We start from the raw sequence: 25,312 nt of genomic DNA, 5'->3' as shown, positions 1-25,312 counted from the left end.
AATATATGCCTCTTTATGAATTTCGATGTGATGAATGTGGTGTTTTTGATACGTGGAGATCGATGTCTGAGTCTAGCAATCCTGCACATTGTCCAGGCTGTGATCAACGAGGTAAGCGGATCTTTTCACCGCCAATGACCCTATCGACCAAGGGCAGCTTAAACAGAGTGAGTGCGGAGCCAGAGCTAGTCAAGCGAGATCTGGAACCCAAACAGCCCAGGGTTCAATACCATGCTGGCAGTCGTCCTTGGATGGTCGGACACTAGAGCCGGAGATGCTGATATGATATGACAATTTGCTCGATCTATTCAGCAAATCTATATTGGCCTCAAAGTTAAATTTTTTTGGTGTGATTCTTAGTAATAGTTAAGGAGAGTTTCGGTTAATGAAGAAGAAGTTGCCTAATCCGAATGGGTTGTTGAGTGCGATTACTCGTCGTCGGTTTATCCAGTATAGTTCTGTGGCTGCTGCGAGCAGCATTGTGGTTGCTTGTACCAACAGTGGTGAAGCACCGAAAGATCCAGCCGCAACAGCTCCCGCAGGAGCACCTCCAGCCACAGATGGCAAGAAAGGGATCAAAGTTGGGGTGATGTATTCAACTACTGGCTCGATCGCGATCGTTGAGAAGTCATTACAAGATGCGACATTCCTGGCGATCGACCAAATCAATGAAGGCACTGGCCCTTGGGCTGGGAAGAAGGGCATCGATGGTCAAATGCTGGAAAAGGTAGTTGTCAACCCCGACTCCAACTGGGATTTGTACAACCAAATGTCCAAGCGACTAATTGATGAAGATAAGGTTGTTTGTGTACTAGGCTGCTACACTTCAGCTAGCCGTAAATCAGTCCTACCAGTATTTGAAGAAAAAGATAGTTTACTCTACTATCCTGTCTATTATGAAGGCAATGAATGTAGCTCGAATGTCTTCTATACTGGTGCTGCGCCTAACCAACAAATCACTGATTCCATTCCTTATTGCATCAAAAACTTTGGTAAGAAAGGCTTCTTCATTGGTTCTGACTACATCTATCCCAAAGAAAGTAATCGGATTGCCAAAGCAGAATTAGTTAGTGGTGGCGGTACAGTTGTTGGTGATGAATATGCCGCGTTAGGTACGACGGAATTTATTACGATTATTAACAAGATCAAGCAGGCTAAACCCAACTTTATCTTGAGTAATCTCGTTGGTGATAGTATTCCCGCTTTTTATAAGCAGCTCAAGGATGCTGGCATCACTTCCAAACAGATTCCGATCATGGCATTTCCGACGACAGAAGAGGAAATTCAGGCGATGGGGCCAGAATTCGCCGAAGGACACTTCACTAGTTTTAACTACTTTCAAACAGTTGATACTCCCGAGAACAAGGCATTTATCGAACAATTCCAAGCGAAATTTGGCAAGGAGCGCGTTACCAATGGTGTGATGGAAGCTGCTTATATTCAGACCTTTTTCATGGCACAGGCGATGGAAAAATGCGCTAAGGAAAAGAAGGAATTTACCACTGCCAATCTACGCGAAGCAACTAGAGGGCAAGAGTTTAAGGCTCCCCAGGGAACTGTGAAATCTGACCCCGACAACTATCACACCTACCTATATTCCCGCATTGGTAAGTGGAAGGCGGATGGACAAGCAGAAATCGTATTCGCGACCAAAGCTGCGGTCAAACCGATTCCTTGGAGTCAAGCACTGTACAAGGGGCGGATCTGCGTTCACAAGACCCCAGATGTTCGTGCCAACTCGATCGTCGAGACGAAGAAACCCATTCCAGTCGCCTTCCTAGACAAGCCATAGACTGCTAACAATTAACCATCGCCGATCTCTTCTGAGATTGGCGATTAGAACATTTACACCACACTCACCGCTCCACACCAGCAAACTATGAACATGCTGCCATTTAATACCATATCTTCGTTAATTTACTTAGCAGAAATCAGTCCGCCAGCAAAAGCGATCGATCCAGTGGCAATTACCAACCAGCTATTAAATGGGGTGGGGATTGTGGGCATTTTGCTGTTGACAGGATTGGGACTGTCGATCACGTTTGGAGTGATGCGAATTATTAATCTAGCTCACGGTGAATTCATCATGCTCGGCGCGTACACGACCTTTGTACTGCAAAGTAATTTTAAGATGGATTTGTTGATGACAATTCCATTTTCCTTTTTATTCACAGCCCTAGTCGGCGCACTGGTGGAAGTCACGATCGTCCGGCGACTGTACGGACGGGCGATCGAAACTCTACTAGCTACCTGGGGACTAAGTATCGTTCTTCAAGGTGTCGTCAAGCTGATATTTACTGCCCAACTCAAGTATGTCAAGGCACCGCCATACATTCGCGGTAACTGGACACCATTTACAATTGGCGGACAAGCGATCGAGATTTCTTACTACCGCTTATTTATCATCTTTATGGCGTTGTTATTACTAGGAGTTACAGCGTATTTACTTTACGGTACCACCTTAGGCAGAGAAGTCCGAGCAGTGACTCAAAATCGCGAAATGGCCAAGTGTTTGGGTGTAAATACCAGTCTGGTAGATATGCTCACATTTGCTTATGGCTGCGGGCTAGCCGGAATTGCTGGAACAGTGATTGCTTCGCTCAAGAGTGTCGCCCCAGCGATGGGACAAGATTACTTGGTAGATGCCTGGATGACCGTGGTGGCTGGCGGTGTAGACAAGTTAGTCGGCGTGTTGGCGGGTGCGGTTTTGATTGGTGAATCAAATGCTGCGATCGCATACCTACTCAACGATCCTACGGCTAGAGTCATCGTCTTAGCTGCGGTAATCGTCCTGATTCGCTACCGTCCAGAAGGTTTATTTACAGTTCAAAAACGTGGTTAAAATTTTCACAGATATATTTTTGTCAACCAGAGCTAATTTAATGGAGAGTTCAAAATGACACAAGTACTCGGTCAAATTCAACAGTCGAACTTTATTCCCAAGAAATGGCAGATTATCAATTTAGTAGCTCTACTGATGTTTATAATTTTCCCATTTGTAGCTGGTACCTTTCAGACCAACTTGATGGCAAAATTGCTGTTGTTCGGTGTCCTGGGTGTCTCACTAGATTTGGTGTGGGGCTTCACGGGGATTCTGAGCTTTGCGCATGGGGTGTTTTTTACTTTGGGGGGATATGCCATGGCATATTATCTCAAGCTAAACCTGTCTGCTACTGCGAATAATTATGGCGGAAGTATTCCAGATTTCATGGTGTGGAATGGCTTGAAGGAGTTACCTTGGTTCATCGCCCCATTACAATTTTTCCCAATTGCCGTAATTGCAACCGTAGTGGTTCCGGCTGGTTTTGCCTATGCCATTGGATCGTTTATCTTTCGTTCCAAAGTCAGCGGTGTTTATATCACGGTAATTACCCTCGCAATTTCTTCGGCACTGACTACTTTCTTTGTGAGTCAGCAAGCCTATACAGGTGGCACCAATGGGATTACCGATGTATCAAAGCTGATGCTATTTGGGATGGTTATGCCACCAATTGGGATCTATTTTATCATCCTGACTTTTGCAGCTTTGACGCTCGCAGGTAGTTGGTGGCTGACAAAATCCAACTTTGGTTTGATTCTTCGATCGATCAAAGAGAATGAGCAACGCATTTCCTATCTCGGCTACGATGTTGCTAGTTTCAAGATTTTTATTTGGACGCTTTCTGCGGCAATTGCTGGTATCTGCGGCGGCTTATTCGTACCGCTCAATAATTTCATTTCACCAGTATATCTAGGGGTGGCTTTCGGTACTCAGATCGTAATTTGGGCCGCTGTCGGCGGACGCGGCACGCTATTTGGGCCAGTTATCGCCGCTATTCTACTAGGACAGATCCAAAATTCAGTCGATCGGATTACTCAAGATTGGCAATTGATTGTGGGGGTAATCCTGATGCTAGTAGTTCTATTTTTACCTGATGGACTGATGAGTCTGTTACCAAAGCAACTCATGGCTAGTAGTAGTCCCAAAAAGTTAGGTAAAAATCAAATAATTGACGGTTGACAGTTGATAAATTCTAGATTCTAAAAAGTGTTGCTTATGAAAATAATTTCATCAATTTAACCCAAAAATATATTAAAACTAAAAACACGATGAATTCAGAAGCGGCTGTTTTATCAGTAAAAGATCTCAAGGTGGTTTTTTCTGGTTTCAAAGCATTAAAGGGCGTTAATCTAGATGTAGGTAAAAACGAGATTGTAACGATTATTGGTCCAAATGGAGCTGGTAAAAGTACATTGCTTGATGCGATCGTCGGAAAATCTCCGGTAGCTTCAGGACATGTATATTATCAAGGGCAGGAGATTACCAATAAGAATTCCTATGATATTGCCCGCATGGGAATTGGTCGCAAATTTCAAAATCCCAATGTCTACAATGAGCTGTCAGTATTTGACAACATTTTACTGGCACTCAAAGGTACTCATGGCGTGTTTTCGTCTATCAAAGCCAAACTGACAACTGCCAAGAAAGATAAAATTATCAGCGTGCTCGATCGGATCGGCTTATTAGAGCAAGGCTACTCCAAAGTTTCCTCGCTATCCCACGGTCAAAAACAGTGGGTCGAAATCGGGATGGTACTGGCGCAAGATCCAGCGGTGGTGCTGCTAGACGAACCAACTGCGGGGATGACTGCCGATGAAACCTATGCAACTGGTGAGATTATCAAAACGCTTGCCGCTAACCACTCCCTGGTAGTAATCGAGCATGATATGGAATTTGTCAAACAAATTGCTCAACGACTTGTTGTCCTCCATCAAGGTGAAAAGTTGACCGAAGGATCGGTGAGCGAAGTGCAATCAAATCCCAAAGTAATTGAAGTATATTTAGGACGCGAACAAATCGATGCTGCTTGAAATAAATGATTTGACTGTTTCTTACGGACAAACACCCGTGCTGTTTGGTGTCGATATGGCTGTTAACCAAGGCGATATTGCCTGTATCCTCGGTCGGAATGGGGTAGGGAAAACTACGCTTTTACGCAGCATCATTGGCTTAAATAAGGTGATGTCGGGGAATATCATCTTTGATATTCAAAATATTACCCGGTTGCCAATATTTAAGCGTGCCCGATCTGGGATCGCCTATATTCCTCAAGGCAGAGAAATCATTCCTTATTTATCGGTGTTGGATAATCTCAAACTGGGACTGTCGGCTGGAAAAAAGAAATCTAGTAAAATCCCACATGAAATTTTTGAGTTTTTTCCGATGCTCAAGCAGCACCTAAATCGTCAAGGTGGCTTATTAAGTGGCGGACAGCAACAGCAATTAGCCATTGCGCGGGGATTGATGAGCGATCCGAAGATTATGCTGTTAGATGAACCAACGGAGGGGATTCAGCCATCGATCGTTCAGGAAATCGAGGAAACTTTAAGACGGATCAACAGGGAGAAAGGTATTACCTTAATTGTCGTCGAACACAAGGTCGATTTTGTGCGCCAGATCGCAGACAAGTTCTTCATTATGGAAAAAGGTGTTGTGGTAGTGGATGGCGAAACAGCCGAGCTTACTGATGATTTATTTCATAAGTATCTTGCTGTTTAGACTTGCAATTACTCATCGGGGAAAACTATGACTCGGACTTTAGTGGGTAGAGTTGATTCACTGTGGCGTTATCCAGTTAAATCAATGCTGGGAGAGCAGCTAAAGGCTGTAGACGTTATACCCAAAGGTCTTTTGGGCGATCGATCCTACGCTGTATGGGATCGTCAGACTCAGCGAATTGCTAGTGCCAAAAATCCTAAAAAATGGGCGAAATTGCTAGAATTTCAGGCAAAATTCTTGGAATCGCCCCAAACCAAAGAATCAATTCCTCCGGTTACATTTACCATGCCGGATGGTAGTGCTGCTATCAGCAATAACCGTAACATCGATGCTATTTTGTCCCAAGCGTTGGGACGAGATGTGCAGTTACTTGCTGCTGTCCCAGCAACACCCAGCCTGGATCAATATTGGCCCGATCTCGAAGGTGCAGCCAATCGGGATACAATTACTCAATTGTTTATGCCCTCAGGTACTTTTTTTGATTCCTGTTCTATTCATGCAATTACAACTTCGACCTTAGCTCAATTGCAGCATCTTTATCCCGCAGGACAATTTGAGCCATGTCGGTTTCGTCCCAATATTTTAATCAAGCCAAGATCTACTGAAACCAACTTTGTCGAGAATGATTGGGTGGGGAGTAGGATGGTAATCGGCGATGAAGTTTGTCTGAGTATCGATACAGCCTGTCCTCGCTGCGTTGTGACAACGGTAGCTCAGTCCGATCTTCCGGCTGACTTGAATATCTTGCGAACAACTACTCAACACAATAACTCGATCGCCGGCATCCGAACTTCTGTATTACAATCAGGTACGATCCGCTGTGGAGATCTAATTTGGTTGGAGTGAGTGATTCAACTCTAAATCTAGGATTTTTTGTATTTGCCGCCTTTCTTGGGATCGCTCCAATCGCAAGCATAGCCTTTTGTTTCAGCGACGTATTGATTCCAAGGCACAGGCTCTACCGCAGTAGATGTCGAGTTGACAATCTCGAATAAGCCATCTGCTCTCACCTTGCCAATTCGGACAATCTTGGAGATGTGGTGGTTGGCATTCATCACAACTTTACCATTTGAGATACTGCGCGCCGATCGACTGGACTTCTTCTTCGGCAATACTAACTGACATCGAAGGATATTTCTCGGCAGTCATCCCCGCACCTTGAAGCTGTTTAAAGAAAGCTACATTAGTGTCGCCGTTGAGCGAGTTATAAATAATACCGCCGTTAGGTAAAGCTTTTTTGATCTTGGCAATTACAGAAGTTACTTCTTTGAGCAAGATGCTACCTGCTGCTGCATAACCCAAGATTAAAATTTCGCGTCGTCTAAATTTCCTAGTCATTTTGTTAGCTAATTATTAAATTAGCCTGTCGATCGATGAAAACCAGTACTTCTTCAACTCCTTCAGCAGTCTTGAGATTTGTGAAGACAAACGGTTTCGATCCCCGCATCTGACGTGCATCTCGATCCATCACTTCTAAACTGGCACCTACATAGGGAGCTAAATCGATTTTATTGATTACCAATAAGTCAGATTTAGTAATTCCTGGGCCACCCTTGCGGGGGATTTTATCGCCGCCTGCCACATCAATTACATAAATGGTTGCATCTACTAATTCAGGGCTAAAAGTGGCTGCAAGATTATCGCCACCACTTTCCACAAAGATTAGATCTAGATTGGCAAATTTTGTTTCTAGTTGTTCGATCGCCGCAATATTCATTGAGGCATCTTCCCTGATGGCAGTATGGGGACAGCCGCCAGTTTCTACCCCCAAAATCCGATCGGCGGTCAAAGCTTCCGCCCGCACCAAAAACTGTGCATCTTCTTGGGTATAGATATCGTTGGTCACTACGGCAATCTGATAGCGATCGCGCAACTGTTTGCAGAGGACTTCGACCAATGCAGTTTTGCCGGAACCGACAGGGCCAGCCACCCCAATCCGAAAAGGAGAAGTCATAATTTAACTGCGAAATAATCGACTATATTGGGTCTCATGAGCCATGCTAGCAAGTGCCAAGCCCCAACTGCAACAAAACAGCCGATCGTCGGGTAAATTTAACGCTCGATCGGCACAATCGGCGATCGGTGCAGCTAGTTGCAAGATCGATTGCTGACCCGCAGTTTGACCCAAGGGAATTAATTTCACCCCAGCACTGACTAAATTACTCGCCCAACTATGCAAATAACCCAGCGCAGCAGTGTATTCATCGATCTGGGCTAGTCTCGCCGCCAGCGCGAAGACGATCGCCAGATTCCAATTCTCCGCCATGCTCCAACCCGACCAATCGGCCGCTGGATAGAGATCTTGGAGTAATTTGAGCAGCGATCGACCCATCTGCCAACTTTGCTGTTGGAGTTCAGCCGTCTCGCGGGTAGCTGATAGCCAGTGATTCCAATAGATCGCGCCAAAGCGATCGCCCTCAAGTGCCCGATAAGCCCGAATCAAAATCGCCACTTCCATTGAAATTGAACCAAACTCTAACGATTCAATCAACCAAGTTTGCAGATCTGCCGCCGACGAGATCGCACCCCGATCGACCAATGTTTCCAATCCTTCCGAATAGCTATATGCACCCACTGGCAGAGCGGGACTGGTCAATTGGAGTAGTGTGAGTAAGGCTGTCGAGTCCACCATGTTAGTGATGATGATGGGGTGTCGCTGCGTAGGCTCCAGCTTGGGGCTGAAACGGTCGATCGGCGATGGTAACATTCAATCCCCGCTGATGCAAGAGATCTTGTAAGACAGGATCTGGCAACAGGTATAACCGATCGTCAGTAATTTCGAGCGGGACATGGCGATTGCCCAAGTGATAAGCAGCTTGCAGCAAATCTAGTGCAGCTACCGCAGTTACCACCATCACTTGCTCTGGTTTGGCAATAATTTCGACAACTAGATCTAAATTGTCATCAGCGGCTTGCAACCTGTCGCCATGTCGTAGATTAGTCCCCCGCTTGAGCTGCAAGTAGACTTCTCGCCCACTTTCTGTAAGGTGCGGATGCCGCGATCGACTTCGTTCTTCAGCGGTGAGCGAGAGTCGATCGGTTGCTAATAGCTGGCTGTGGCGATCGAGTTGGGTGGTAAGCAACACTGGCATATCTTGGCAATGCTTCTGGCAAGGTTTAGTAAATATCATACTCCTTTCCCATCATAAGACTTCCTGCGAAAGTCAGGCTTTAGGCTTTAGGCTTTAGGGGAAGTTTTAGCACAAGTTGGGTCGGGCAGGTTTCCTGCCCATGACTCATACCCAAGCGGACAAAAACAGTACGATCGAAGATTTTGCTTTCACTTTCGCAGGAGGTCTATAGAATTAGACATCTAGGGTTAAGGTGGATGGTGAATGGTGAATAGTGGATTTCTACTGTCTATTTCTTGGGTGGGAGGGGAGTATTTGATTTCGCGATCGGCTATTCACTATAACGGCGCGGATTACCAGCCAAATATACTACCTAGTGCTCTACCCATATTCTGGGGTTGGAGGGCAGCGATTGCGGCGGTCGGCTCAAAGCCGCAATGTACCATACAATCTTGACAGTGAGGGTTGCCACTGGCATGACCGTACTTATCCCAGTCAGTTTCGTCTAGCAGCTCCTGAAAACTCTGGTAGTAGCCTTCATTGAGCAGATAGCAGGGCTTTTGCCAACCCAAGACACTATAGCTGGGGCTACCCCACGGCGTACAGTCATAATCTTTATCGCCAGTAAGGAAATCCAGAAAGAGGGGATTGTGGTTAAAGTTCCAGCGTTTTTTCCCAGACTTATATGGTGCGAGGATTTGCCGAAATAGTGCTCTAGTCTGTTCGCGCTGGAGGAACCGATCCTGGTCGGGTGCCCAGGCATAGCTATATCCAGGCGAGATCGTCATCCCGTCGAGGTTGAGGGTAGCGGTAAAATCAAAGAAATCTTGGATCGCTTTGGGATCGGTGTCCTGAAAGATCGTTGTATTGGTGGTGACGCGAAAACCTTGGGCTTTGGCAGCCTGAATCGCTTTGACAGCAATATCGAAGATCCCTTGGCGATCTACAGCTCGATCGTGGATCTCGCGGGGGCCATCCAAATGAACGCTAAATGATAGATAGGGCGAGGGGGTAAACTTGTGCAGACTCTTCTCTAGGAGAATGGCATTGGTACACAGATAGATAAATTTACGCCGATCGATCAGTCCGCGCACGATCTCGTCGATTTGGGGATGCAGTAGCGGTTCACCCCCAGGAATCGACACGATAGGCGCACCACATTCTTCAACGGCACTAAAACATTGTGCGGGGGTGAGGTTTTGGCGTAGCACCTCCACCGGATGCTGAATTTTGCCACAGCCAGTACAGGCTAAATTGCACTTAAATAGCGGTTCGAGCATCAAGACTAGCGGAAACCGCTCGCGACCTTTGAGACGTTGAGCGACCAAATAAGCTCCGACTTGGGCTGCTTGTTGAATTTGCACTGCCATAATTAGTTCCTCAAGAATTAATGCACTTGATACTTCCCACAAATCGGCTTGCTACGGTATACATACAAGTCTGTACAAAAGCGAAAACCCTAGAAATCCCCCTGCTTGGTGCGCTCAACCTGGAGGGAACCTCCAGAGCGCGCATCCGCAAACCGTCGGGGAACAAAGGCGGGCGCGCATCCGCTAAATCCCCCTTCAAAAGCGGATGCAACCACGCGGAGGTTCCCTCCGCATGTGTTGCACCAAGCAGGGGGACTAAGATTCGCCTCTGAGCAAGCTTTTCAAGGGGGTTTGGGGGATTCAGATCTAGCAACGAAGCCAAGGAGAGTTGTGTATACACCATAGCCGATAAACCTGTGGTGATTCTTATTTCGTGCTCTAGACATGTACCAACTTCTTAGTTTCGATCTGCCGATCTGACGCTCAGTATAAAGTAAATATTAACTTGAGCCAACAGCCAAGCGATATAGTAGACTTCCTGCGAAAGTCAGGCTTTAGGCTTTAGGGGAAACCATAGACGAAAACAATACTAAAAAAGATGATTTTTTTTACTTTCGCAGGAGGTCTAGTATGGGTTTAAAGCTACCTGCCTTTAGGTAGATAGTTTTATCTCCTGGGGTGCGGTTTTCGACCCCAGGCGCGGGCGATTTGGACTGGCTGGCGATCGGGTAAATTGTCCGCAGATCGAAGATAATATATGTTGAAACACACTAGCTCCGATAGTAAATTATGCAATCGTTAGAAGCTAAACCAGTATTGCTAGATACTCATAACATTACTCTTAGCATTACTCATGAAGAGTTCGAGCACTGGATAATTTGATTTTAAAGACAGCGATAGTAGTAATTGTAATCTAGTATATTCACTGATTAACAGATTTATAGAACCCATTTGAGATCTTTTCAGGAGGACTCGACCGTCTAAGCGGCGCGCAAGCTTCGACAGCTACTGGTGGGGATGGGCGGGTTTGTTTGGAGTTGCCAGTCAAGAGCGAGAATTTATAGCATAAACCCGCCCCTACGTTCGATCTATAAAATGTATTGTGCATGGATCTGTAGGGGCGGGTTTATGCTAGCCAATATCGATTTTAATGTTCGATATCAAACGAACCCGCCCTACCCCACCAGAAGATCTCTCGATCGCGCAATTCGAGCGATTAATAATATTCCTACGGTATAGTTTGTAACGTTTTTTAGGTTGAGAACGTAATTAATCTTTGCTACGATCGACTTATTCAATATGATTGGATACAGCGGTTTGCAAGCATTTGGGGGACACTTTAAATATTGAACCTAATCTCTAAAAAAGCTTTGAAGAATAGCTGTCCCGCACCAACCTGCAAACCGCTGTAAGTCGATCGTTAGAGCACGTTAAATTGTTACAAATATAATTTATGAATCTCCAAACCCTCACTGTCTTGATTGTCGAGGACTTGGCGACAGATCGAGAGCTATACAGACGCGCACTCTGTCAAGACTCAAGCTGTGTATACGATCTTTTAGAGTTGGAATCTGTAGCAGCGGGGCTAGTAATGTGTCGGACGCGATCGATCGATGCTATGTTGCTCGATTATCGGCTACCGGATGGTAATAGGCTAGATTTTTTAGAGCGATTATCGGTGCAAAGTAATAGCAGTAGCCCGCCTGTGGTGATGATTTCAGGGCAGGGTAACGAAAAGATTGCCGTTCGCGCCATCAAACTAGGTGCGGAAGATTATCTAATCAAAAGCGATCTGACAGCAGAGCTATTACTTACGACGCTCCGCAGCGCGAGCGAGAATACCCGCCTGCGACCGCAATTGAGACAGTGTGAAGATCGGTTTCAGACAGCTATCAATTATCGAACACGTATCCCTGCACCCCTAGCTCACTCTTAGATACCCTCGCATTGAAAACCAATCCACGGCATCGCGCAGGGCAAGATCCACTGAGGTCTGCGGTAGACCGAGTTCGCGGACTGCCTTCGAGCCATCATAATACATATATTGTCCAGCCATCCGCACTCCATCGACAGGAATGCTGGGGGTTTTGCCGATCGCCGCGAGTAGATGTTCGTCGATCCAGGCGGCGGTGTAGGGTATCCAATTGGGGAGCGCATACTGTGGGGTGGGTTGTCCGGTAATCTCTGCCAAGCGATCGAGCATAGCTTTGAGCGATAAATTCTGATGACCGAGGATATAGCGTTCCCCACTCCGACCTTTTTCTAGGGCGAGGAGGTGTCCCCGCGCGACATCCCGCACATCGATGAAATTTAGCCCCGTGGGGAGATAAAAAGGCATCTGTCGCCGCAGAAAGCGGAGGATGATCTCGCCAGTGGGCGTGGGTTTGATATCGCCAGGGCCGATCGGCGTAGTCGGGTTGACAATGACGACATCCTGCCCTTGTTGCACCGCTGCGATCGCTGCTCGTTCCGCCAGAAATTTGGACTGTTTATAGTCACCAATCAGGTTATCGATCGGACTCTGGTAAGTTTCATCGGCTAGTGCCCCGTCACTGCGTACTCCGATCGCCGCTACCGAGCTGGTGTAGACGGTGCGCTCGACGCCAGCACTACGGGCGCAAGCGAGGACATTCGCCGTACCCGCGACATTGCTGCGGTAGAGTAAATCTCGATCGCGTTGCCAGAGGCTGTAATGCGCTGCGACATGAAAAACCACCTCACAGCCGCGCATCGATCGATCGAGATCGGGGTTATTAAGGTCGCCGTAAACGATTTCCACGGGCAGATCTCGGAGCTGTGTCTGGGAGCTATTGGGGCGTACTAATACCCGCACATCGTAGCCTTCGGCGACCAGCAGTGCAACGAGATTGCCCCCAATAAAGCCCGACCCACCAGTAACGAATACGCGCATCATTAATTAGTTGATAGTTGATAGTTGATAGCGAAGTTATTAAGGTGACTATTTGTACTAAGCGGAACGGCAAGCGATAAATACTTGTGGTTTGCGAGTTTTTTTAGTGTGGGCAGAACCCGGATCTGGGGGTACCGACCCCCAGATCCCCCGTTGAGGAGCGATTCGCGCTCCTCGGCTGTGCCGAGGGTTTAGCGAATCAAGACAGCGGAACGCCGCCCCTCAAACTCCCCTGCGTAAGGGTTGGATAGTGGGTGGCGTAGCGCGCTTCGCATTAGTGCTTGGACTTTGGATTGCTAGTATGGGGCAGAGGGTAGCGGGTAGGCTCCGCTACCCTCTGCCCCATACCCGCTACCCTCTACCCTCTACTCTCTACCTTCCCCGCCGCATTTTATTACGGATCGTATCGACAACGGCGTAGGCAACTGGGATGACCACCAAACTTAACAACGTTGAAGACATCAACCCACCGATAATGACGATCGCCATCGGTGCCCGTAGCTCGGCACCTGCCCCTAATCCTAAGGCGATCGGCAGCATTCCCAAAATTGTGGAGCCGGTAGTCATCAAAATCGGTCGCAGCCGCACCGAACCCGATCGAACAAGGGCTTCGTGGCGATTCATCCCTTGCCCCCGCAGTTGATTGACATAGTCCACGAGTAAGATCGCATTGTTGTTAACTAGCCCAAGCAAGAAGATGATGCCGATGAGCGAAATCATCCCAAAGTCGCTGCGGGTCAAAAACTGCGCCAGCACTGCACCGACAATCGATAGGGGTAACGCGAGGATAATCACCAGCGGATCGACCAAGGAACGAAATAGCAGCAACAGTACGCCCAATACACACAGCACTGAGAGAGCGATCGTCACACCAAAGCCGCTAAAGGTATTAGCAGCCTGTTCCGAGTCGCCGCCAAGGTTGAATTCGATGGTTGCGGGTAAGATGGTCTTAGCCTCAGCTACGACCCGATCGGTAGCTGCTCCGAGTGTCTGCCCTCTGCCCAGATTAGCACTGACATAAGCAACTCGCTTACCGTCGAGGTGTTCGATCTGCATCGCAGATTGCGCTCCAGTACTGGTGACATCTACAAATCCAGGTAGAGTTTGAACTTTGGCTGTGAGTGCATTAGTCGCCTGTTCGAGTGCCTGGAGATCTTCGGAACGAAGCGCAAATTGCAGCGGTTTTTCGCCACCAGTATCGACAAACGGAATATCCTCGACACTGGTAGTCACATTGGCAAGCTTGGGCAAGCGATCGCGCAGTTGAGATTGTTGTGCTATGGTGGCGATCTGGCGATCTTCACGCATTTTTACATAGAGAGTACCGCGATTTGGTTCGCCCTGACGAGATCCTACTGTGGTAAACACCGTTTCGACAGCGGGAGCGCGTCGCACTTGGGTCTCTAGTTGCCGCGCGATTTCTAAAGATTGCGCGAGTGTAGTCATTGGGGATGCTTGGTAAACAATGTTAAATTCCCCCCGATCCAGATGTGGAATAAAACCCTTGGAGAGAAACGGAATCAGTCCGATCCCGCCAATGAAGCTCAGTAGTGCCAGACCTAAGACGATGCCTCGGTGCGCCAAAGACCAAGTGAGTAGTCCCCGATAGCCCTCGATAAAGCGGCTCCAGAATTGGGATACCTGTTGCGTGGGGCTACGCTTGAGCCAGTAGACGGCAAGTAATGGCGTCAAGGTACGCGACACCAACAGCGACGTAATCACTGCGGCGGAGACCGTCAAACCGAAGGGTCGAAAAAATTGACCCAGCACTCCACCCATCAAACCGACAGGCAAAAATACAGCCACGATCGTCATCGTCGTGGCTGTCACTGGCAGTCCGATTTCGGCGGTGGCATCGATCGCGGCGGCACGGGGTGGTTCTCCGTTTTCGAGGTGACGAGTGATATTTTCGACATCGACGATCGCATCATCGACAATAATCCCAATCACCAAAGCCAGTGCCAACAGGGTGATCGTCTCTAAATTGAAACCATAAATCGCCATGACGATAAATGTCCCCAATAGTGAAATCGGAATCGCGAGGGCAGCGATCGCCGTTGCTTGCCAATTTCCCAAAAACAGATAGATAACTACAGTTGACAAAATCACAGCCAGTACCAATGCTTCGATCGTCGCCGCCGTCGCCTCCCGAATATACGTCGCTTGAGTAGCCGCGAGATCGATCCGCACGTCGGTAAATTGGCTGCGGAGCCTCCCCATTTCCCGCTCTACGCGGTCAACTACGTCTAGCGTGTTCGCAGTACCGCGCTTGACCACCTGCACCGCTAGCACGTCTCGATCGTTCAACCGCACCGCCGTGGGCGGGTTCGTTGCTCCCAACAGCGTAACTTTGAGCACGCCGGGAAGTTTACTAATCGCGGGGACGATCTGAGTTTGGGCGACCTGAGCCAGACTAGCTAAATCTTGCTTGGAACCGTACAGCGCATAACTTACCACCGCTGACTCGTTGAGGTTGAGCGCGATTACCCGCACGTTCGGCGTGAGGTTGAGGGCAGTGACAGTCCGCGTAACTAAATCGCTAGCCGCATCCAAATTAGTACCGACATCAAAAGCAAGGCTCACTGCCGTCTGTCCGGGATAGGTAGACGATCGCACCTTGGAAACCCCAGCTAGCTGCTGGAGCTTGGCTTCGAGGGGGCGAGTCAATTTCTGCTCGGTTTCTATAGCCGTGGCGGTTGGTGCTTGAGCACTCACCACTACGACTGGAAAGGTGATGTCCGGCAACAGATTGTACTTGAGAGTGCTAAACCCGATCGCTCCAGCAACACATACGGCTAGCCAAAAACCCAGCGTCAGCCAAGGATATGCGATCGCCAATCGGGAGATATTGAACCGTTCTCGCCACGAAACTTTGGATACATGCCTAACCATTATCAGGATCGCCCATTACTTTAATACAGCTAACTTCATCTTAAACTGATGCAGAGTTCTTGCGCGATCGCGATCGCTAAGTCCGATCGCCTCCAGCAAGGTTTGAGCGTGGTGATAAGAGCCGTGCGAGTAGTCGAAAATCATCCTGAAGAGCGGATACTTTAGCTTTATTAGTAGAAACGGTGTCAATGTTAGCAAGTATATCCACTGTTTTAGCAACGAGATCTAGTTTTCTACCGTTGACACCTGAAGATACTCCAACAGAGTCATAAGATGAAGTCATCCTCACTCCAGTGGGTGAAAGGTTGACTGGAATGAAGAGGGAGTATATTAAAGACCAGTTGCTTCATCGTGGGGACTTGATGCTGGATCTACGCCCATATTGGCAACTAGATCGCGTAAGACGGTAATTTGCTCGGAATGTTCGAGTTGTTGAAGTTGAGTCATACATTGAGTCGCTTCAGGCTCTAAAGCGTAGTCTGCTGGCATCGGAATGATTTCTGTCCGATCCATACCTTGAGCTAGCAGATACCAAAATAGTAGTTTGGTAGTGTCGCTCAATGCACCATATTCGCGACTGATGAGGCTATTTTTGCGTTCGATCAAGTCGCGCTGGACTTGTAGCTGCTCATCGTGAGACAGTTCTAGGACTTGCTTGAATAGTCCTTCAGCGATCGTGGGTGCTGCTGTGCTGGCTCCAGGTGCCGCAGGTGTGATTGATTTGCCAACTTCTTTATAGATAAACCATAGTAATGCGAGTTGCTGGTCTGTGGACAGAGCCACAACAGCAGAGAGTAGATCGGGATTTACGTTTGAAATAGGAGCTTCCATATTACTTTTCTTATTGGTCATTATTACAATACTAACAATCCAGTTTTGGCGATATTTCCTTTGGAATGAGGTTGCGCTCTGTCAAAAGATAGATTTCAAGAGCTTATACTTGTGCTTTGATAGTATTTTAGTTGTCATTATTGATTATGAAAACCATTACTGTACTCGCACAGCCTGAATTTCGGACGATCGATCTAGATACATCGCTCGATATTGACGGTATCTATGAAAATACTATTTATCAGTATTTTATTCGCTTGAACAATGGTGAGTTTATGGAAACTGCACAGCTATTCGCAGAGCAAGGATGTCTCAACCCACCATTTGAAAATTCGATCGCAGGTAGAGAGGCGATCGCTCGATACTTGGAGAAAGAAGCCAAAGGCATGAACTTTTGTCCAGAGCGTGGGGAAACACTTACAAAGGTTGGGTTAGTCGCTCCACTGAAGAATAGCGATCGCACTCAATATCAGATTCAAGGCAAAGTAAAAACAAATTTTTTTACTGTAAATGTGAGTTGGTCGATCGAGCTAAATGCTGCAAAGGAAATTATGGCTGTAGATGTCAAACTATTAGCTTCTATTAATGAGTTGTTAAGCTTTCGTAGTTAACCATTTTGATGGAAAAATAAAGCAAATAGCCTAGCCGAGTACCAAATAGTCAGGGTTTAGAGCCTCCTACCTTTAGGCATTAGTAGATGAATATTTTAGTGCTGAATGCTGGTTCGAGTAGTTTCAAATCGAGTCTATATCGATTGACTGGTGGAGAGATGCCATTAGATCCAGTCGTGCCATTATGGACGGGGGAAGTCGATTGGGATTCATCTGGAACAGTGATATTGAAGGCTAAAACTACCGATCGTTCGGTGCGAGAAGAGCGATCTGGAATGAGTCGAACTACCGATATTCACGATCTATTAAATTTGCTTTGGAGTGGAAAAACTCAGGTTGTTAATAATATCGATGAAATCGATATCGTCGGGAATAGAGTAGTACATGGTGGCGATAAATACCGTCAACCGACGTTGATTAATGCTGAAGTGAAGGCAGAGATCGATCGATTGTCAATCTATGCACCGTTACACAATCCGGCTAATTTAATGGGGATTGAGGCGATCGAGTCATTGTCAAGTAATATGACCCAAATGGCGGTATTCGATACGGCTTTCTATCGGGATTTACCAAAGGTGGCTTACGTTTATCCGGTGCCTTATCAGTGGTTAGAGCAAGGAATCAGAAAGTATGGCTTTCATGGCATCAGTCATCAATATTGTACCCGCCGCGCAGCAGAATTATTGGGACGAGATCTGGGAGAGTTGCGATTAATTAGTTGTCATTTAGGTAATGGTTGCTCTCTAGCGGCGACTAAATTTGGGCAGTGTCTCGATACAACGATGGGTTTTACACCGCTCGATGGTTTGGTGATGGGTACGCGCTGTGGATCGATCGATCCAGGTATAATTCTCCATCTATTAAGGGAGAAGGAATATACAGTTGAGGAACTAGATCGTGTTTTAAATTTTGAGTCGGGATTATTGGGTATTTCTGGTGTATCCAATGATGTACGGGAGATCGATAAAGCGATCGATTCTGGTAATGCCAAGGCAAAGTTAGCTCTAGATATTTATATCGATCGACTCGCAGCTAAAATCGCTGCTCTGTTACCAGCTTTAGGTGGTTTAGACGCGCTAATTTTTACGGCTGGTGTGGGAGAACATCACGCGGGAATTCGGGCTGCTGTTGCCTCAAAATTGGCTTTTTTAGGAGTAGAAATAGACTCGAATCTAAATAGTTTGTCGCTCCCAGCCGAAGCTGGCGCGTCGTCTGGCGACGATCGCGATTTGGCTACAGAGCGATCTCCAATCAGATTACTGGCAATTCATACCCAAGAAGAGTGGGAAATTGCCCGAACTTGTTGGCAATATTTAAATCGGTTGACAGTTGATACCATCCCTACGGCTACGTAATGCCAAAGGTAAAGCTACACCATTGGTGAAGCTAGCCCCAGCGAATCGACAATTTCTTTTCATAATCTTCTCATCTTTATGATATGTTATCAAATAATGATATAATTATGAAAATATTAAATGAAAGATAAGTCTGTCCCCTCCATAAGCTCGATCGGCTTGAAACGGTGGCAAATGGGCATAATTGGGCTATCGATCGGTATTTGGTTGAGTAGCTGCACTAGCAATTCGACGATTGAAACTGCCCCCAATCCGACCAACAAAAAAGTTATTCTGACTACTTTTACTGTGCTAGCAGACATGACGCAAAATGTCGCTGGAGACAAAGCGATTGTCGAATCCATTACCAAGCCTGGGGCAGAAATTCACGGCTACCAAGCTACTCCTAGCGACTTGGCGCGGGGGCAAAAGGCAAATCTAATTTTAGAGAATGGTCTAAATTTGGAACGTTGGGCCGATCGCTTCTATAATAGTCTGCCCAAGGTGCCTCACGTTACCTTGAGTGAAGGATTCCAGCCGATCGATATTGCTGAAGATGCCTACAAAGGTAAACCCAATCCCCACGCGTGGATGTCGCCCCAAAATGCCGTCATCTATGTCGAAAATATTCGCAAGTCATTGGGCAAGCTAGATCCAGCAAATGCGGTTACTTACGACAAAAATGCCAAAGCTTATAGCGAACAAATTAAAGCGATCGATTTGAAGCTCAAAACAGCGATCGCCGCAATTCCACCAGAGCGACGCTACATCGTCAGTTGTGAAGGGGCATTTGCTTATATTGCCCGTGATTATGGTTTGAAAGAAGTGTATTTGTGGGCAGTCAATGCCGAACAGCAAGCCACGCCAAAACAGGTGGAAAAAACGATCGATACGGTGAAGGAAAATCGAATTCCAACAGTATTCTGTGAGAGTACAGTTAATCCCAAAGCTCAACTGCAAGTCGCCAAAGAATCAGGTGCAAAATTTGGAGGGGTATTTTATGTGGACTCATTATCTTCGGCTGATGGGCCAGCATCTACCTATCTCAAACTTCTAGAATATAACGTAAGTACGTTAATTAAAGGATTAGAAAGTAAGTAAAAAAATATGAATGCGATTGGTATTAAAATTGAAAATGTGACGGTTGCATATAACGGTAAAGTCGCCCTACACAGTGCCTCCTTGCAACTGCAAGCAGGGAGTATTCATGGTTTGGTGGGAATGAATGGAGCGGGGAAATCAACCCTATTTAAAGCGATTATGGGGTTTGTCAAACCTGCCACTGGCACGATCTCGATCGATGGATTATCGATTCATCAGGCTCAAAAACGTAATTTAGTGGCATATGTGCCCCAATCTGAAGAGGTAGACTGGGATTTTCCGGTGAGTGTTCATGATGTGGTGATGATGGGACGCTATGGGTATATGAACCTATTGCGAATTCCTAGAGCAATTGACAAACAATTTGTCAGGGCAAGTTTAGAACGGGTGGAAATGTGGGAAATGCGCGATCGTCAAATTGGAGAGCTATCGGGTGGGCAAAAGAAAAGAGCATTTTTCGCCAGAGCGTTAGCACAACAAGGCACTGTTCTATTATTAGATGAACCTTTTGCCGGAGTCGATATCAAGACTGAAAAAATGATGGTTGATTTATTGATAGAACTTCGGCAATCTGGGCACACAATTTTAATTTCTACCCACGATCTGGCTTCGATTACGACATTTTGCGATCGAGTGGTACTCGTCAATCGTAGTATCTTGGCGTATGGGAGCACCGATGAGGTATTTACCGAAGAAAATCTTGCCCGTGCCTTTGGTGGTTCTGTCGGCGATTTTTCGTCTGCCAAAACTCATGTCGATAATAGGCTTTAGGGTTTAGGCTTTAGGGTTTAGGGGAATTTTTAGATGAAAACAGTATTATCAGAGATTTTGCTTTCACTTTCGGATGAGATCTAATGAATATAATTGAGTGGTTTATTGCACCGTTGCAGTATGAGTTTATGCTCAAGGCAATTTTGGTGAGTGCGTTAGTGGGTATAGTTTGTTCTGCCCTCTCTTGCTACATGACTTTGAAAGGATGGGCATTGATGGGGGATGCGGTTTCCCATGCAGTGATGCCAGGGGTCGTTATTGCCTATGTCTTAAATATTCCTTTGGCGGTAGGTGCGTTTGTGTTTGGGGTAGGTTCAGTCATTGCGATTGGATTTATTAAGGAGAAAACTCGTGTTAAAGAAGACACTGTAATTGGATTGGTATTTACGGGTTTCTTTGCATTGGGATTAGTATTAGTTTCTAAAATTAAAAGCTCGCTCGATCTAACTCATATTCTGTTTGGCAACGTCTTGGGTATTTCGGATGGGGATATTATTCAAACGGTAATTATTAGTGTAATTACGTTGGTCACATTAGCAATTTTACGCAAAGATCTAGTTTTATTTTGTTTTGATTCTACTCATGCCCGATCGATTGGTTTAAATATTACCTTTCTCTACTATGTTCTGCTATCTCTACTATCACTCACAGCCGTTGCTGGGCTGCAAACAGTCGGGATTATTTTAGTCGTGGCGATGTTGGTGACTCCAGGCGCAACTGCTTACTTATTAAGTGATAATTTTGACCATATGATGCTGATTGCCATGGCTTCTGGCGTGTTTTCTGGTGTGATGGGGACTTATATCAGTTATCACATTGACGGCTCGACTGGTGGCTGTATTGTGGTGCTGCAAACCCTATTATTTGTAATTGCGATGATTTTTGCACCTAAGCATGGGATGATTGCTCGATCGAGAAATAGTCAAGTCAGTTGATAATCTCACCTTGTTTACGCTCTACTCCCATCATCGGGCATGTGACAACAGCAGTTGATGCGACTCGATCGAGTCAACCGATCGGTACGTATAGCCGTCGAGGCAGCGATCCAAGACACAATCGCTGTCCTAATCACCTTGGCTGTTGCTATGTAACAATTTCCATACTGACGCAATTTGCTGTTTTTTTTGACAACTAATGCGATATGATGTCAATAAATCAACTTCTAAATCACCCAGCGATCGGCAATCGATGAATCAGCAAATCAAACTTGGTATCGGTATTACAGCAACTATCTTGGGTAGTATAGCAATCGCCCATCATCAACAGATCGTCCAATCGATCGCCACAAATCTGAGCGGATCTCCAGCAGTCGCTCAAGCTCAACCGCTCAAGATTGTGTTTCCGACTAGATCGTCAGCAGGGACAACAGACTTACCGACAAAGGCTAAAGCCGTCACAGACTTTCTTAGTAAAGAATTGCAGCAACCTGTTGAAGCAGTGTTCGGTGATGACACTGCGGCTGTAGAAGCGTTGCGAGCCGATCGGGCTGATGTAGCTTTCTTGAGCAGTCGTCCCGCACTCAAAGCAAAACAGCTAGCTAACGCTAGTTTTTATCTGGCAGAAGTCCGTGCTAATTATTCCGGTGGACACACCTATAAATCAATTTTTGTAGTTCCCAAGAATAGTCCGCTGAAATCTGGTAAAAGCGAAGCGACTCTGAGCCAACTTCGGGGCAAGAAAATCGTATTTACTTCGCCCACTTCTGGATCGGGATTTATATTCCCAGTAGCGGAGTTGGTACAAATGAAATTAGTGCCAGATCGAGATCGGTTAACTGGTTTCTTTGGACAGGTAGCTTATGGTGGCGGCTATGACAAAGCACTCCAATCAGTATTAAGAGGTCAATCAGATGTCGCCGCAGTGTCAGAGTATACCCTCGGTGCTCCTTACATCACACCTGCTGAAGCTAGCACTTTGAGAGTACTTTATAGTATCTCAGGTGTACCTGCTCACGGCATCTCGATCGATGATGATGTCCCAGTAGCTAAACGCAAGCAGATCGTCGCCGCCATGCTGAAATTAAATCAGCCCGCAAACAATAAATTGCTAAGAGATCTCTATAACTCTACCCAGTTGGTGGAAGTCAATCATGACAAGCACTTGAAACCGATGAAGGATGCGTTGGCGCGTGCCGGGATGCAGCCCTAACTTGGCAGTGGAAACGATCGAAATAACCCTAAGTAATTCTGGGCTAACTGGAATTCGGTAAAAATTCAGTGCGCGAACTAGATAAAGTAAAAAACAGCGTTGCTACAGCAATTCTTTGTCAACAGGCAGTTAGTCAAGCAAAAGTCGGTAATCGTCCAATTTTGGATGGGATCGACTGCAAGATCGAGCAAGGCGAATTCGTCGCGATTCTCGGCTTGAATGGTGCGGGTAAATCTAGTTTACTGAGATCGATCGCCGGACTATTACCACTACGATCCGGCGGTATCTTTGTCAATAATATGGCGGTAACGCCTAGTACCCTCAAACAAGCCCGTCAACCTCTAGCAATGTTGTTTCAGGGCGGCGGACTCATTCCCCAGCTTTCCGCCCTTGACAACGTGCTCTGTGGCAAGTTGGGTAAGTTTTCGGGCTGGCAAACACTGAGTGGATTTCCAGCCAGTGAGCGGCAAATTGCGCTAGAACTGCTCGATCGATTGGGGCTGGGCAAATTTGCTAGTCAGTCTACCAGGCAACTAAGTGGGGGGCAACAACAGCGAGTCGCTATTGCCAGAGCCTTAATCCGCTCACCCCAAATCTTACTCGCCGACGAGCCAGTGACTGGCTTAGATATTATGGCGATTCAACAGGTGATGCAAACCTTGTCGCAGCTACATCGATCTGGGATGACGGTGGTGACAGTTTTGCACGATTTAGCTTTGGCACATACTTATGCTCAGACGGCGATCGTTGTCGATCGCGGTCGAGTGGTCTATCATGGTGTCAGTCAAAATCTCGAAGCACAATTTGAGCAGTTAATTAAAGATTAGGTACTTGGGCACAATTAAATCTCAGAGCATCAAAATATTAATCTTCCTCGCGGTGCTGGCTATTTATAGCTGGGCGTGGAATAGTTTAAAGCTAGATCTGCGATCGCTCCGAGATAGTGGCGGCTATATCACCGACTTTATTTCTCGCTTATTCCCCCCAGATCTATCGATTCTGGATGTCGCTTGGGCACGGTTATTAGAAACGATCCAAATGTCGCTGTGGGGCACAACAATTGGCGCAGTTTTTTCACTACCAATTGCCATCTTATCAGCCAATAATTTAACACCTTGGTGGGTGCGGTGGTGTGCTAATTTCTTTCAAAACACCGTGCGATCGATCCCTTCAATTATCTTGGGCTTGATCTTTGTGGCTGCGACAGGTTTGGGCGCACCCGCTGGCACCCTCGCTCTAGGTATTTATACGATCGGCTATCTCGGTAAATTTTACCAGACAGCGATCGAATCTGTCGATCGCTATTCACTCGAGGCACTCCAAGTCAGTGGCGCATCTTGGTTGCAAATTGCCCAATATGGAGTCATGCCCCAAGTATTGCCTTTACTATTGGGTTATACCGTCTATATGTTTGAATATAATATCCGCGCTGCTTCTGTACTCGGTGTTGTGGGTGCGGGGGGAATCGGCTTTGAACTGGTCAATTATATTCGGGGATTTGAATATAATAAAGCCACTACGATGATGTTGGTTCTACTCGTAGTCGTAACTTTTATCGATGTAATTAGTAGTCAATTGCGTCGTCGTCTAGAGCAACAGTAACAGGTCACTTTTCAGATCCCACCGAAGAAATAGGCATTCACCCACCATCCACCATCCACCATTTACCATTTACCCCCTACGCTAGATGTCTAATTTGACACTAACAAGGGAGTATGTTCACAAAAAAGCAATACTGACATAAGCCGCCAACACCACTAGCTGTAGAGCCATTATTGGCAACTCTTGACTAAAAACGGCAAGGTTGCCACAACCACGAGTACCGCCAGCGCACCGCCAAGACTGAGGGTTTGGAGGTAGTCGGTAAATGTCATATTAATCGAACTGCCGACAATAAAGGTTGCTGGATCGCCCACAAGAGTTAATAATCTAGCACTATTGGCGACAAATACCATCAAAATTAGTAGCGGTACAAAGTCCACCCCAATTGCTTGGGCAAGCGGTGGAATTAAGGGGGCTAGCAGCATTACCGTAGTGGGACGACACGACTAAAACTGTGGGCATTCAGAACTCTGAGAAATACAATTAGTAATCTGTTTGGCGATCGCTTTACCCACATATTTAGTCGTGTCGAGCCAGTAGTGGCATTTGGCAAGACAGCAGAAATTGGAGTGGTAATCGCCACAATGCCCAATAATAAACGGTTGCCTTTTCCTTTAGCCAATAGCACCATTTGAGTTGCTAAATACTCAAATATCTGAGTAGGGCGCAGTACCCTAATCATCACCATCACTCCAAAAAATAACGCCAGAGTGGTGCGACTGTTGGCAATATAACCGATCGCTCGCTCGAGGGTCAAAATATTTAGAATCACCAACAGCAATGCGCCCAGCATCGCGGCAATCGTCAGTGGCAACCATTCGCTAATGATGATGCCGATCGTGCCTACAAAAATGCTCAGTGCCGCGATCGCTTGCCAGCTTCCCATGTTTAACCCAGATAGGACAGTGTTCTAATCATATGGTGGTGTGGATACTGGAATCAATAGACTTCCTGCGAAAGTCAGGTATTAGGCTTTAGGCTTTGGGGGAGACTCTAGACAAAAAATAATAGAAAAGATTTTGTTTTGACTTTCGCAGGAGATCTAATCTGGTTGGCTCTCCTGTACTTAGGGTGATAATTTAAACTTATTCAAATGATCGGAGCGGAGCGGAGATTATTTGAATAAGCAAGCCAACAGTTTTTCTCTCATCGATTTGAAACTAGCAAAACCGTAACTTTGGCGGAGAATTA

General features: G+C 46.5%; 23 protein-coding genes and 3 pseudogenes. 16 read left to right on the top strand and 10 right to left on the bottom strand.

Features of this window, described 5'->3' with window-relative positions; translation table 11 throughout:
• The first annotated feature begins 5 nt into the window (after positions 1-5).
• The 7 genes from ACEW9J_RS16575 to ACEW9J_RS16545 all read left to right on the top strand — a co-directional run bounded on the left by ACEW9J_RS16575 (position 6) and on the right by ACEW9J_RS16545 (position 6,385).
• A complete protein-coding gene (locus tag ACEW9J_RS16575; RefSeq protein ID WP_373546210.1) occupies positions 6-266 on the top strand; it encodes an FmdB family zinc ribbon protein in 261 nt (86 codons plus the stop codon).
• A gap of 119 nt (positions 267-385) precedes the next feature.
• Positions 386-1,792: an ABC transporter substrate-binding protein gene (locus ACEW9J_RS16570; protein ID WP_373546209.1), complete on the top strand. Its 1,407-nt coding sequence runs from the start codon at positions 386-388 to the stop codon at positions 1,790-1,792.
• 87 nt (positions 1,793-1,879) lie between these two features.
• A complete protein-coding gene (gene urtB / locus ACEW9J_RS16565) occupies positions 1,880-2,842 on the top strand; it encodes an urea ABC transporter permease subunit UrtB (RefSeq protein WP_373546208.1) in 963 nt (320 codons plus the stop codon).
• Between the two features lie 54 nt (positions 2,843-2,896).
• Positions 2,897-4,000 carry an urea ABC transporter permease subunit UrtC gene (gene urtC, locus ACEW9J_RS16560; protein ID WP_373546207.1) on the top strand — a complete coding sequence of 368 codons (1,104 nt, stop codon included), beginning with the start codon at positions 2,897-2,899 and terminating at the stop codon, positions 3,998-4,000.
• A gap of 89 nt (positions 4,001-4,089) precedes the next feature.
• Positions 4,090-4,851 carry an urea ABC transporter ATP-binding protein UrtD gene (gene urtD, locus ACEW9J_RS16555; protein ID WP_373546206.1) on the top strand — a complete coding sequence of 254 codons (762 nt, stop codon included), beginning with the start codon at positions 4,090-4,092 and terminating at the stop codon, positions 4,849-4,851.
• Positions 4,841-5,539, top strand: coding sequence for an urea ABC transporter ATP-binding subunit UrtE (urtE, locus tag ACEW9J_RS16550; protein ID WP_373546205.1), 699 nt, complete (start codon positions 4,841-4,843; stop codon positions 5,537-5,539). Before urtD ends, urtE begins: the two co-directional genes overlap by 11 nt.
• A gap of 27 nt (positions 5,540-5,566) precedes the next feature.
• Positions 5,567-6,385, top strand: coding sequence for an MOSC domain-containing protein (locus ACEW9J_RS16545; protein ID WP_373546204.1), 819 nt, complete (start codon positions 5,567-5,569; stop codon positions 6,383-6,385).
• A 17-nt stretch (positions 6,386-6,402) separates the two neighbouring features.
• Here ACEW9J_RS16545 and ACEW9J_RS16540 read toward each other — a convergent pair.
• From ACEW9J_RS16540 to hpnH, 5 genes and pseudogenes are all read right to left on the bottom strand, one after another.
• Positions 6,403-6,805 (bottom strand): annotated as a pseudogene (locus tag ACEW9J_RS16540) (transporter substrate-binding protein); the annotation flags it as partial.
• A gap of 76 nt (positions 6,806-6,881) precedes the next feature.
• Positions 6,882-7,493: an urease accessory protein UreG gene (gene ureG, locus ACEW9J_RS16535; RefSeq protein ID WP_373546203.1), complete on the bottom strand. Its 612-nt coding sequence runs from the start codon at positions 7,491-7,493 to the stop codon at positions 6,882-6,884.
• 3 nt (positions 7,494-7,496) lie between these two features.
• Positions 7,497-8,171: an urease accessory protein UreF gene (locus tag ACEW9J_RS16530; RefSeq protein ID WP_373546202.1), complete on the bottom strand. Its 675-nt coding sequence runs from the start codon at positions 8,169-8,171 to the stop codon at positions 7,497-7,499.
• A gap of 1 nt (position 8,172) precedes the next feature.
• Positions 8,173-8,670 (bottom strand): urease accessory protein UreE, encoded by a 498-nt coding sequence (ureE, locus tag ACEW9J_RS16525; protein WP_373546201.1) that lies wholly within the window; start codon positions 8,668-8,670, stop codon positions 8,173-8,175.
• Between the two features lie 293 nt (positions 8,671-8,963).
• The gene (hpnH, locus tag ACEW9J_RS16520) at positions 8,964-9,980 is read right to left on the bottom strand and encodes an adenosyl-hopene transferase HpnH (RefSeq protein ID WP_373546200.1); all 1,017 of its coding nucleotides are present in this window, start codon (positions 9,978-9,980) and stop codon (positions 8,964-8,966) included.
• A 1,393-nt stretch (positions 9,981-11,373) separates the two neighbouring features.
• Here hpnH and ACEW9J_RS16515 point away from each other — a divergent pair.
• Complete coding sequence (locus tag ACEW9J_RS16515; RefSeq protein ID WP_373546199.1) at positions 11,374-11,856, top strand: response regulator; 483 nt, start codon at positions 11,374-11,376, stop codon at positions 11,854-11,856.
• Here ACEW9J_RS16515 and hpnA read toward each other — a convergent pair.
• The 3 genes from hpnA to ACEW9J_RS16500 all read right to left on the bottom strand — a co-directional run bounded on the left by hpnA (position 11,842) and on the right by ACEW9J_RS16500 (position 16,554).
• Positions 11,842-12,831, bottom strand: a complete 990-nt coding sequence (hpnA, locus tag ACEW9J_RS16510) for a hopanoid-associated sugar epimerase (protein WP_373546269.1) — start codon at positions 12,829-12,831, stop codon at positions 11,842-11,844. The genes ACEW9J_RS16515 and hpnA overlap by 15 nt on opposite strands.
• Positions 12,832-13,203: 372 nt before the next feature.
• A complete protein-coding gene (locus ACEW9J_RS16505; protein WP_373546198.1) occupies positions 13,204-15,723 on the bottom strand; it encodes an efflux RND transporter permease subunit in 2,520 nt (839 codons plus the stop codon).
• A gap of 330 nt (positions 15,724-16,053) precedes the next feature.
• Positions 16,054-16,554 (bottom strand): orange carotenoid protein N-terminal domain-containing protein, encoded by a 501-nt coding sequence (locus ACEW9J_RS16500; RefSeq protein ID WP_373546197.1) that lies wholly within the window; start codon positions 16,552-16,554, stop codon positions 16,054-16,056.
• 146 nt (positions 16,555-16,700) lie between these two features.
• Between ACEW9J_RS16500 and ACEW9J_RS16495 the strand changes: the two genes are divergently transcribed.
• The 8 genes from ACEW9J_RS16495 to phnE all read left to right on the top strand — a co-directional run bounded on the left by ACEW9J_RS16495 (position 16,701) and on the right by phnE (position 24,121).
• A complete protein-coding gene (locus ACEW9J_RS16495; RefSeq protein WP_373546196.1) occupies positions 16,701-17,165 on the top strand; it encodes a nuclear transport factor 2 family protein in 465 nt (154 codons plus the stop codon).
• 86 nt (positions 17,166-17,251) lie between these two features.
• Positions 17,252-18,520 (top strand): acetate kinase, encoded by a 1,269-nt coding sequence (locus ACEW9J_RS16490; protein WP_373546195.1) that lies wholly within the window; start codon positions 17,252-17,254, stop codon positions 18,518-18,520.
• Positions 18,521-18,694: 174 nt separating this feature from the next.
• On the top strand, positions 18,695-19,600 hold the full coding sequence (locus ACEW9J_RS16485) for a metal ABC transporter substrate-binding protein (RefSeq protein WP_373546268.1): 906 nt from the start codon (positions 18,695-18,697) through the stop codon (positions 19,598-19,600).
• Between the two features lie 6 nt (positions 19,601-19,606).
• Positions 19,607-20,371: a metal ABC transporter ATP-binding protein gene (locus tag ACEW9J_RS16480; RefSeq protein WP_373546194.1), complete on the top strand. Its 765-nt coding sequence runs from the start codon at positions 19,607-19,609 to the stop codon at positions 20,369-20,371.
• An 83-nt stretch (positions 20,372-20,454) separates the two neighbouring features.
• A complete protein-coding gene (locus ACEW9J_RS16475) occupies positions 20,455-21,306 on the top strand; it encodes a metal ABC transporter permease (protein WP_373546193.1) in 852 nt (283 codons plus the stop codon).
• Between the two features lie 253 nt (positions 21,307-21,559).
• Positions 21,560-22,519: a phosphate/phosphite/phosphonate ABC transporter substrate-binding protein gene (locus ACEW9J_RS16470; protein ID WP_373546192.1), complete on the top strand. Its 960-nt coding sequence runs from the start codon at positions 21,560-21,562 to the stop codon at positions 22,517-22,519.
• A 110-nt stretch (positions 22,520-22,629) separates the two neighbouring features.
• Positions 22,630-23,346: a phosphonate ABC transporter ATP-binding protein gene (locus ACEW9J_RS16465; RefSeq protein ID WP_373546267.1), complete on the top strand. Its 717-nt coding sequence runs from the start codon at positions 22,630-22,632 to the stop codon at positions 23,344-23,346.
• Positions 23,347-23,350: 4 nt separating this feature from the next.
• Positions 23,351-24,121: a phosphonate ABC transporter, permease protein PhnE gene (gene phnE, locus ACEW9J_RS16460; RefSeq protein ID WP_373546191.1), complete on the top strand. Its 771-nt coding sequence runs from the start codon at positions 23,351-23,353 to the stop codon at positions 24,119-24,121.
• 188 nt (positions 24,122-24,309) lie between these two features.
• On the opposite strand, the pseudogene ACEW9J_RS16455 reads toward phnE, so the two are convergent.
• Together ACEW9J_RS16455 and ACEW9J_RS16450 are read right to left on the bottom strand one after the other, a co-directional pair.
• Positions 24,310-24,555, bottom strand: a pseudogene (locus tag ACEW9J_RS16455) (SLC13 family permease); the annotation flags it as partial.
• Positions 24,556-24,662: 107 nt separating this feature from the next.
• Positions 24,663-25,007, bottom strand: a pseudogene (locus tag ACEW9J_RS16450) (SLC13 family permease); the annotation flags it as partial.
• Positions 25,008-25,312: the final 305 nt, after the last annotated feature.

Source organism: Chamaesiphon sp., assembly GCF_041737865.1.
In the GTDB taxonomy this organism is placed as follows: domain Bacteria; phylum Cyanobacteriota; class Cyanobacteriia; order Cyanobacteriales; family Chamaesiphonaceae; genus Chamaesiphon.
Note: the sequence above shows the minus strand (reverse complement) of the source record. Positions and strands in the feature narration are given on the sequence as shown.

Bases quoted from the DNA above. Each gene is read 5' to 3' on its own strand.
- ACEW9J_RS16575 (WP_373546210.1), top strand. From the start codon at position 6: ATGCCTCTTTATGAATTTCGATGTGATGAATGTGGTGTTTTTGATACG.
- ACEW9J_RS16570 (WP_373546209.1), top strand. From the start codon at position 386: ATGAAGAAGAAGTTGCCTAATCCGAATGGGTTGTTGAGTGCGATTACT.
- urtB (WP_373546208.1), top strand. From the start codon at position 1,880: ATGAACATGCTGCCATTTAATACCATATCTTCGTTAATTTACTTAGCA.
- urtC (WP_373546207.1), top strand. From the start codon at position 2,897: ATGACACAAGTACTCGGTCAAATTCAACAGTCGAACTTTATTCCCAAG.
- urtD (WP_373546206.1), top strand. From the start codon at position 4,090: ATGAATTCAGAAGCGGCTGTTTTATCAGTAAAAGATCTCAAGGTGGTT.
- urtE (WP_373546205.1), top strand. From the start codon at position 4,841: ATGCTGCTTGAAATAAATGATTTGACTGTTTCTTACGGACAAACACCC.
- ACEW9J_RS16545 (WP_373546204.1), top strand. From the start codon at position 5,567: ATGACTCGGACTTTAGTGGGTAGAGTTGATTCACTGTGGCGTTATCCA.
- ureG (WP_373546203.1), bottom strand. From the start codon at position 7,493: ATGACTTCTCCTTTTCGGATTGGGGTGGCTGGCCCTGTCGGTTCCGGC.
- ACEW9J_RS16530 (WP_373546202.1), bottom strand. From the start codon at position 8,171: ATGGTGGACTCGACAGCCTTACTCACACTACTCCAATTGACCAGTCCC.
- ureE (WP_373546201.1), bottom strand. From the start codon at position 8,670: ATGATATTTACTAAACCTTGCCAGAAGCATTGCCAAGATATGCCAGTG.
- hpnH (WP_373546200.1), bottom strand. From the start codon at position 9,980: ATGGCAGTGCAAATTCAACAAGCAGCCCAAGTCGGAGCTTATTTGGTC.
- ACEW9J_RS16515 (WP_373546199.1), top strand. From the start codon at position 11,374: ATGAATCTCCAAACCCTCACTGTCTTGATTGTCGAGGACTTGGCGACA.
- hpnA (WP_373546269.1), bottom strand. From the start codon at position 12,831: ATGCGCGTATTCGTTACTGGTGGGTCGGGCTTTATTGGGGGCAATCTC.
- ACEW9J_RS16505 (WP_373546198.1), bottom strand. From the start codon at position 15,723: ATGGTTAGGCATGTATCCAAAGTTTCGTGGCGAGAACGGTTCAATATC.
- ACEW9J_RS16500 (WP_373546197.1), bottom strand. From the start codon at position 16,554: ATGGAAGCTCCTATTTCAAACGTAAATCCCGATCTACTCTCTGCTGTT.
- ACEW9J_RS16495 (WP_373546196.1), top strand. From the start codon at position 16,701: ATGAAAACCATTACTGTACTCGCACAGCCTGAATTTCGGACGATCGAT.
- ACEW9J_RS16490 (WP_373546195.1), top strand. From the start codon at position 17,252: ATGAATATTTTAGTGCTGAATGCTGGTTCGAGTAGTTTCAAATCGAGT.
- ACEW9J_RS16485 (WP_373546268.1), top strand. From the start codon at position 18,695: ATGGGCATAATTGGGCTATCGATCGGTATTTGGTTGAGTAGCTGCACT.
- ACEW9J_RS16480 (WP_373546194.1), top strand. From the start codon at position 19,607: ATGAATGCGATTGGTATTAAAATTGAAAATGTGACGGTTGCATATAAC.
- ACEW9J_RS16475 (WP_373546193.1), top strand. From the start codon at position 20,455: ATGAATATAATTGAGTGGTTTATTGCACCGTTGCAGTATGAGTTTATG.
- ACEW9J_RS16470 (WP_373546192.1), top strand. From the start codon at position 21,560: ATGAATCAGCAAATCAAACTTGGTATCGGTATTACAGCAACTATCTTG.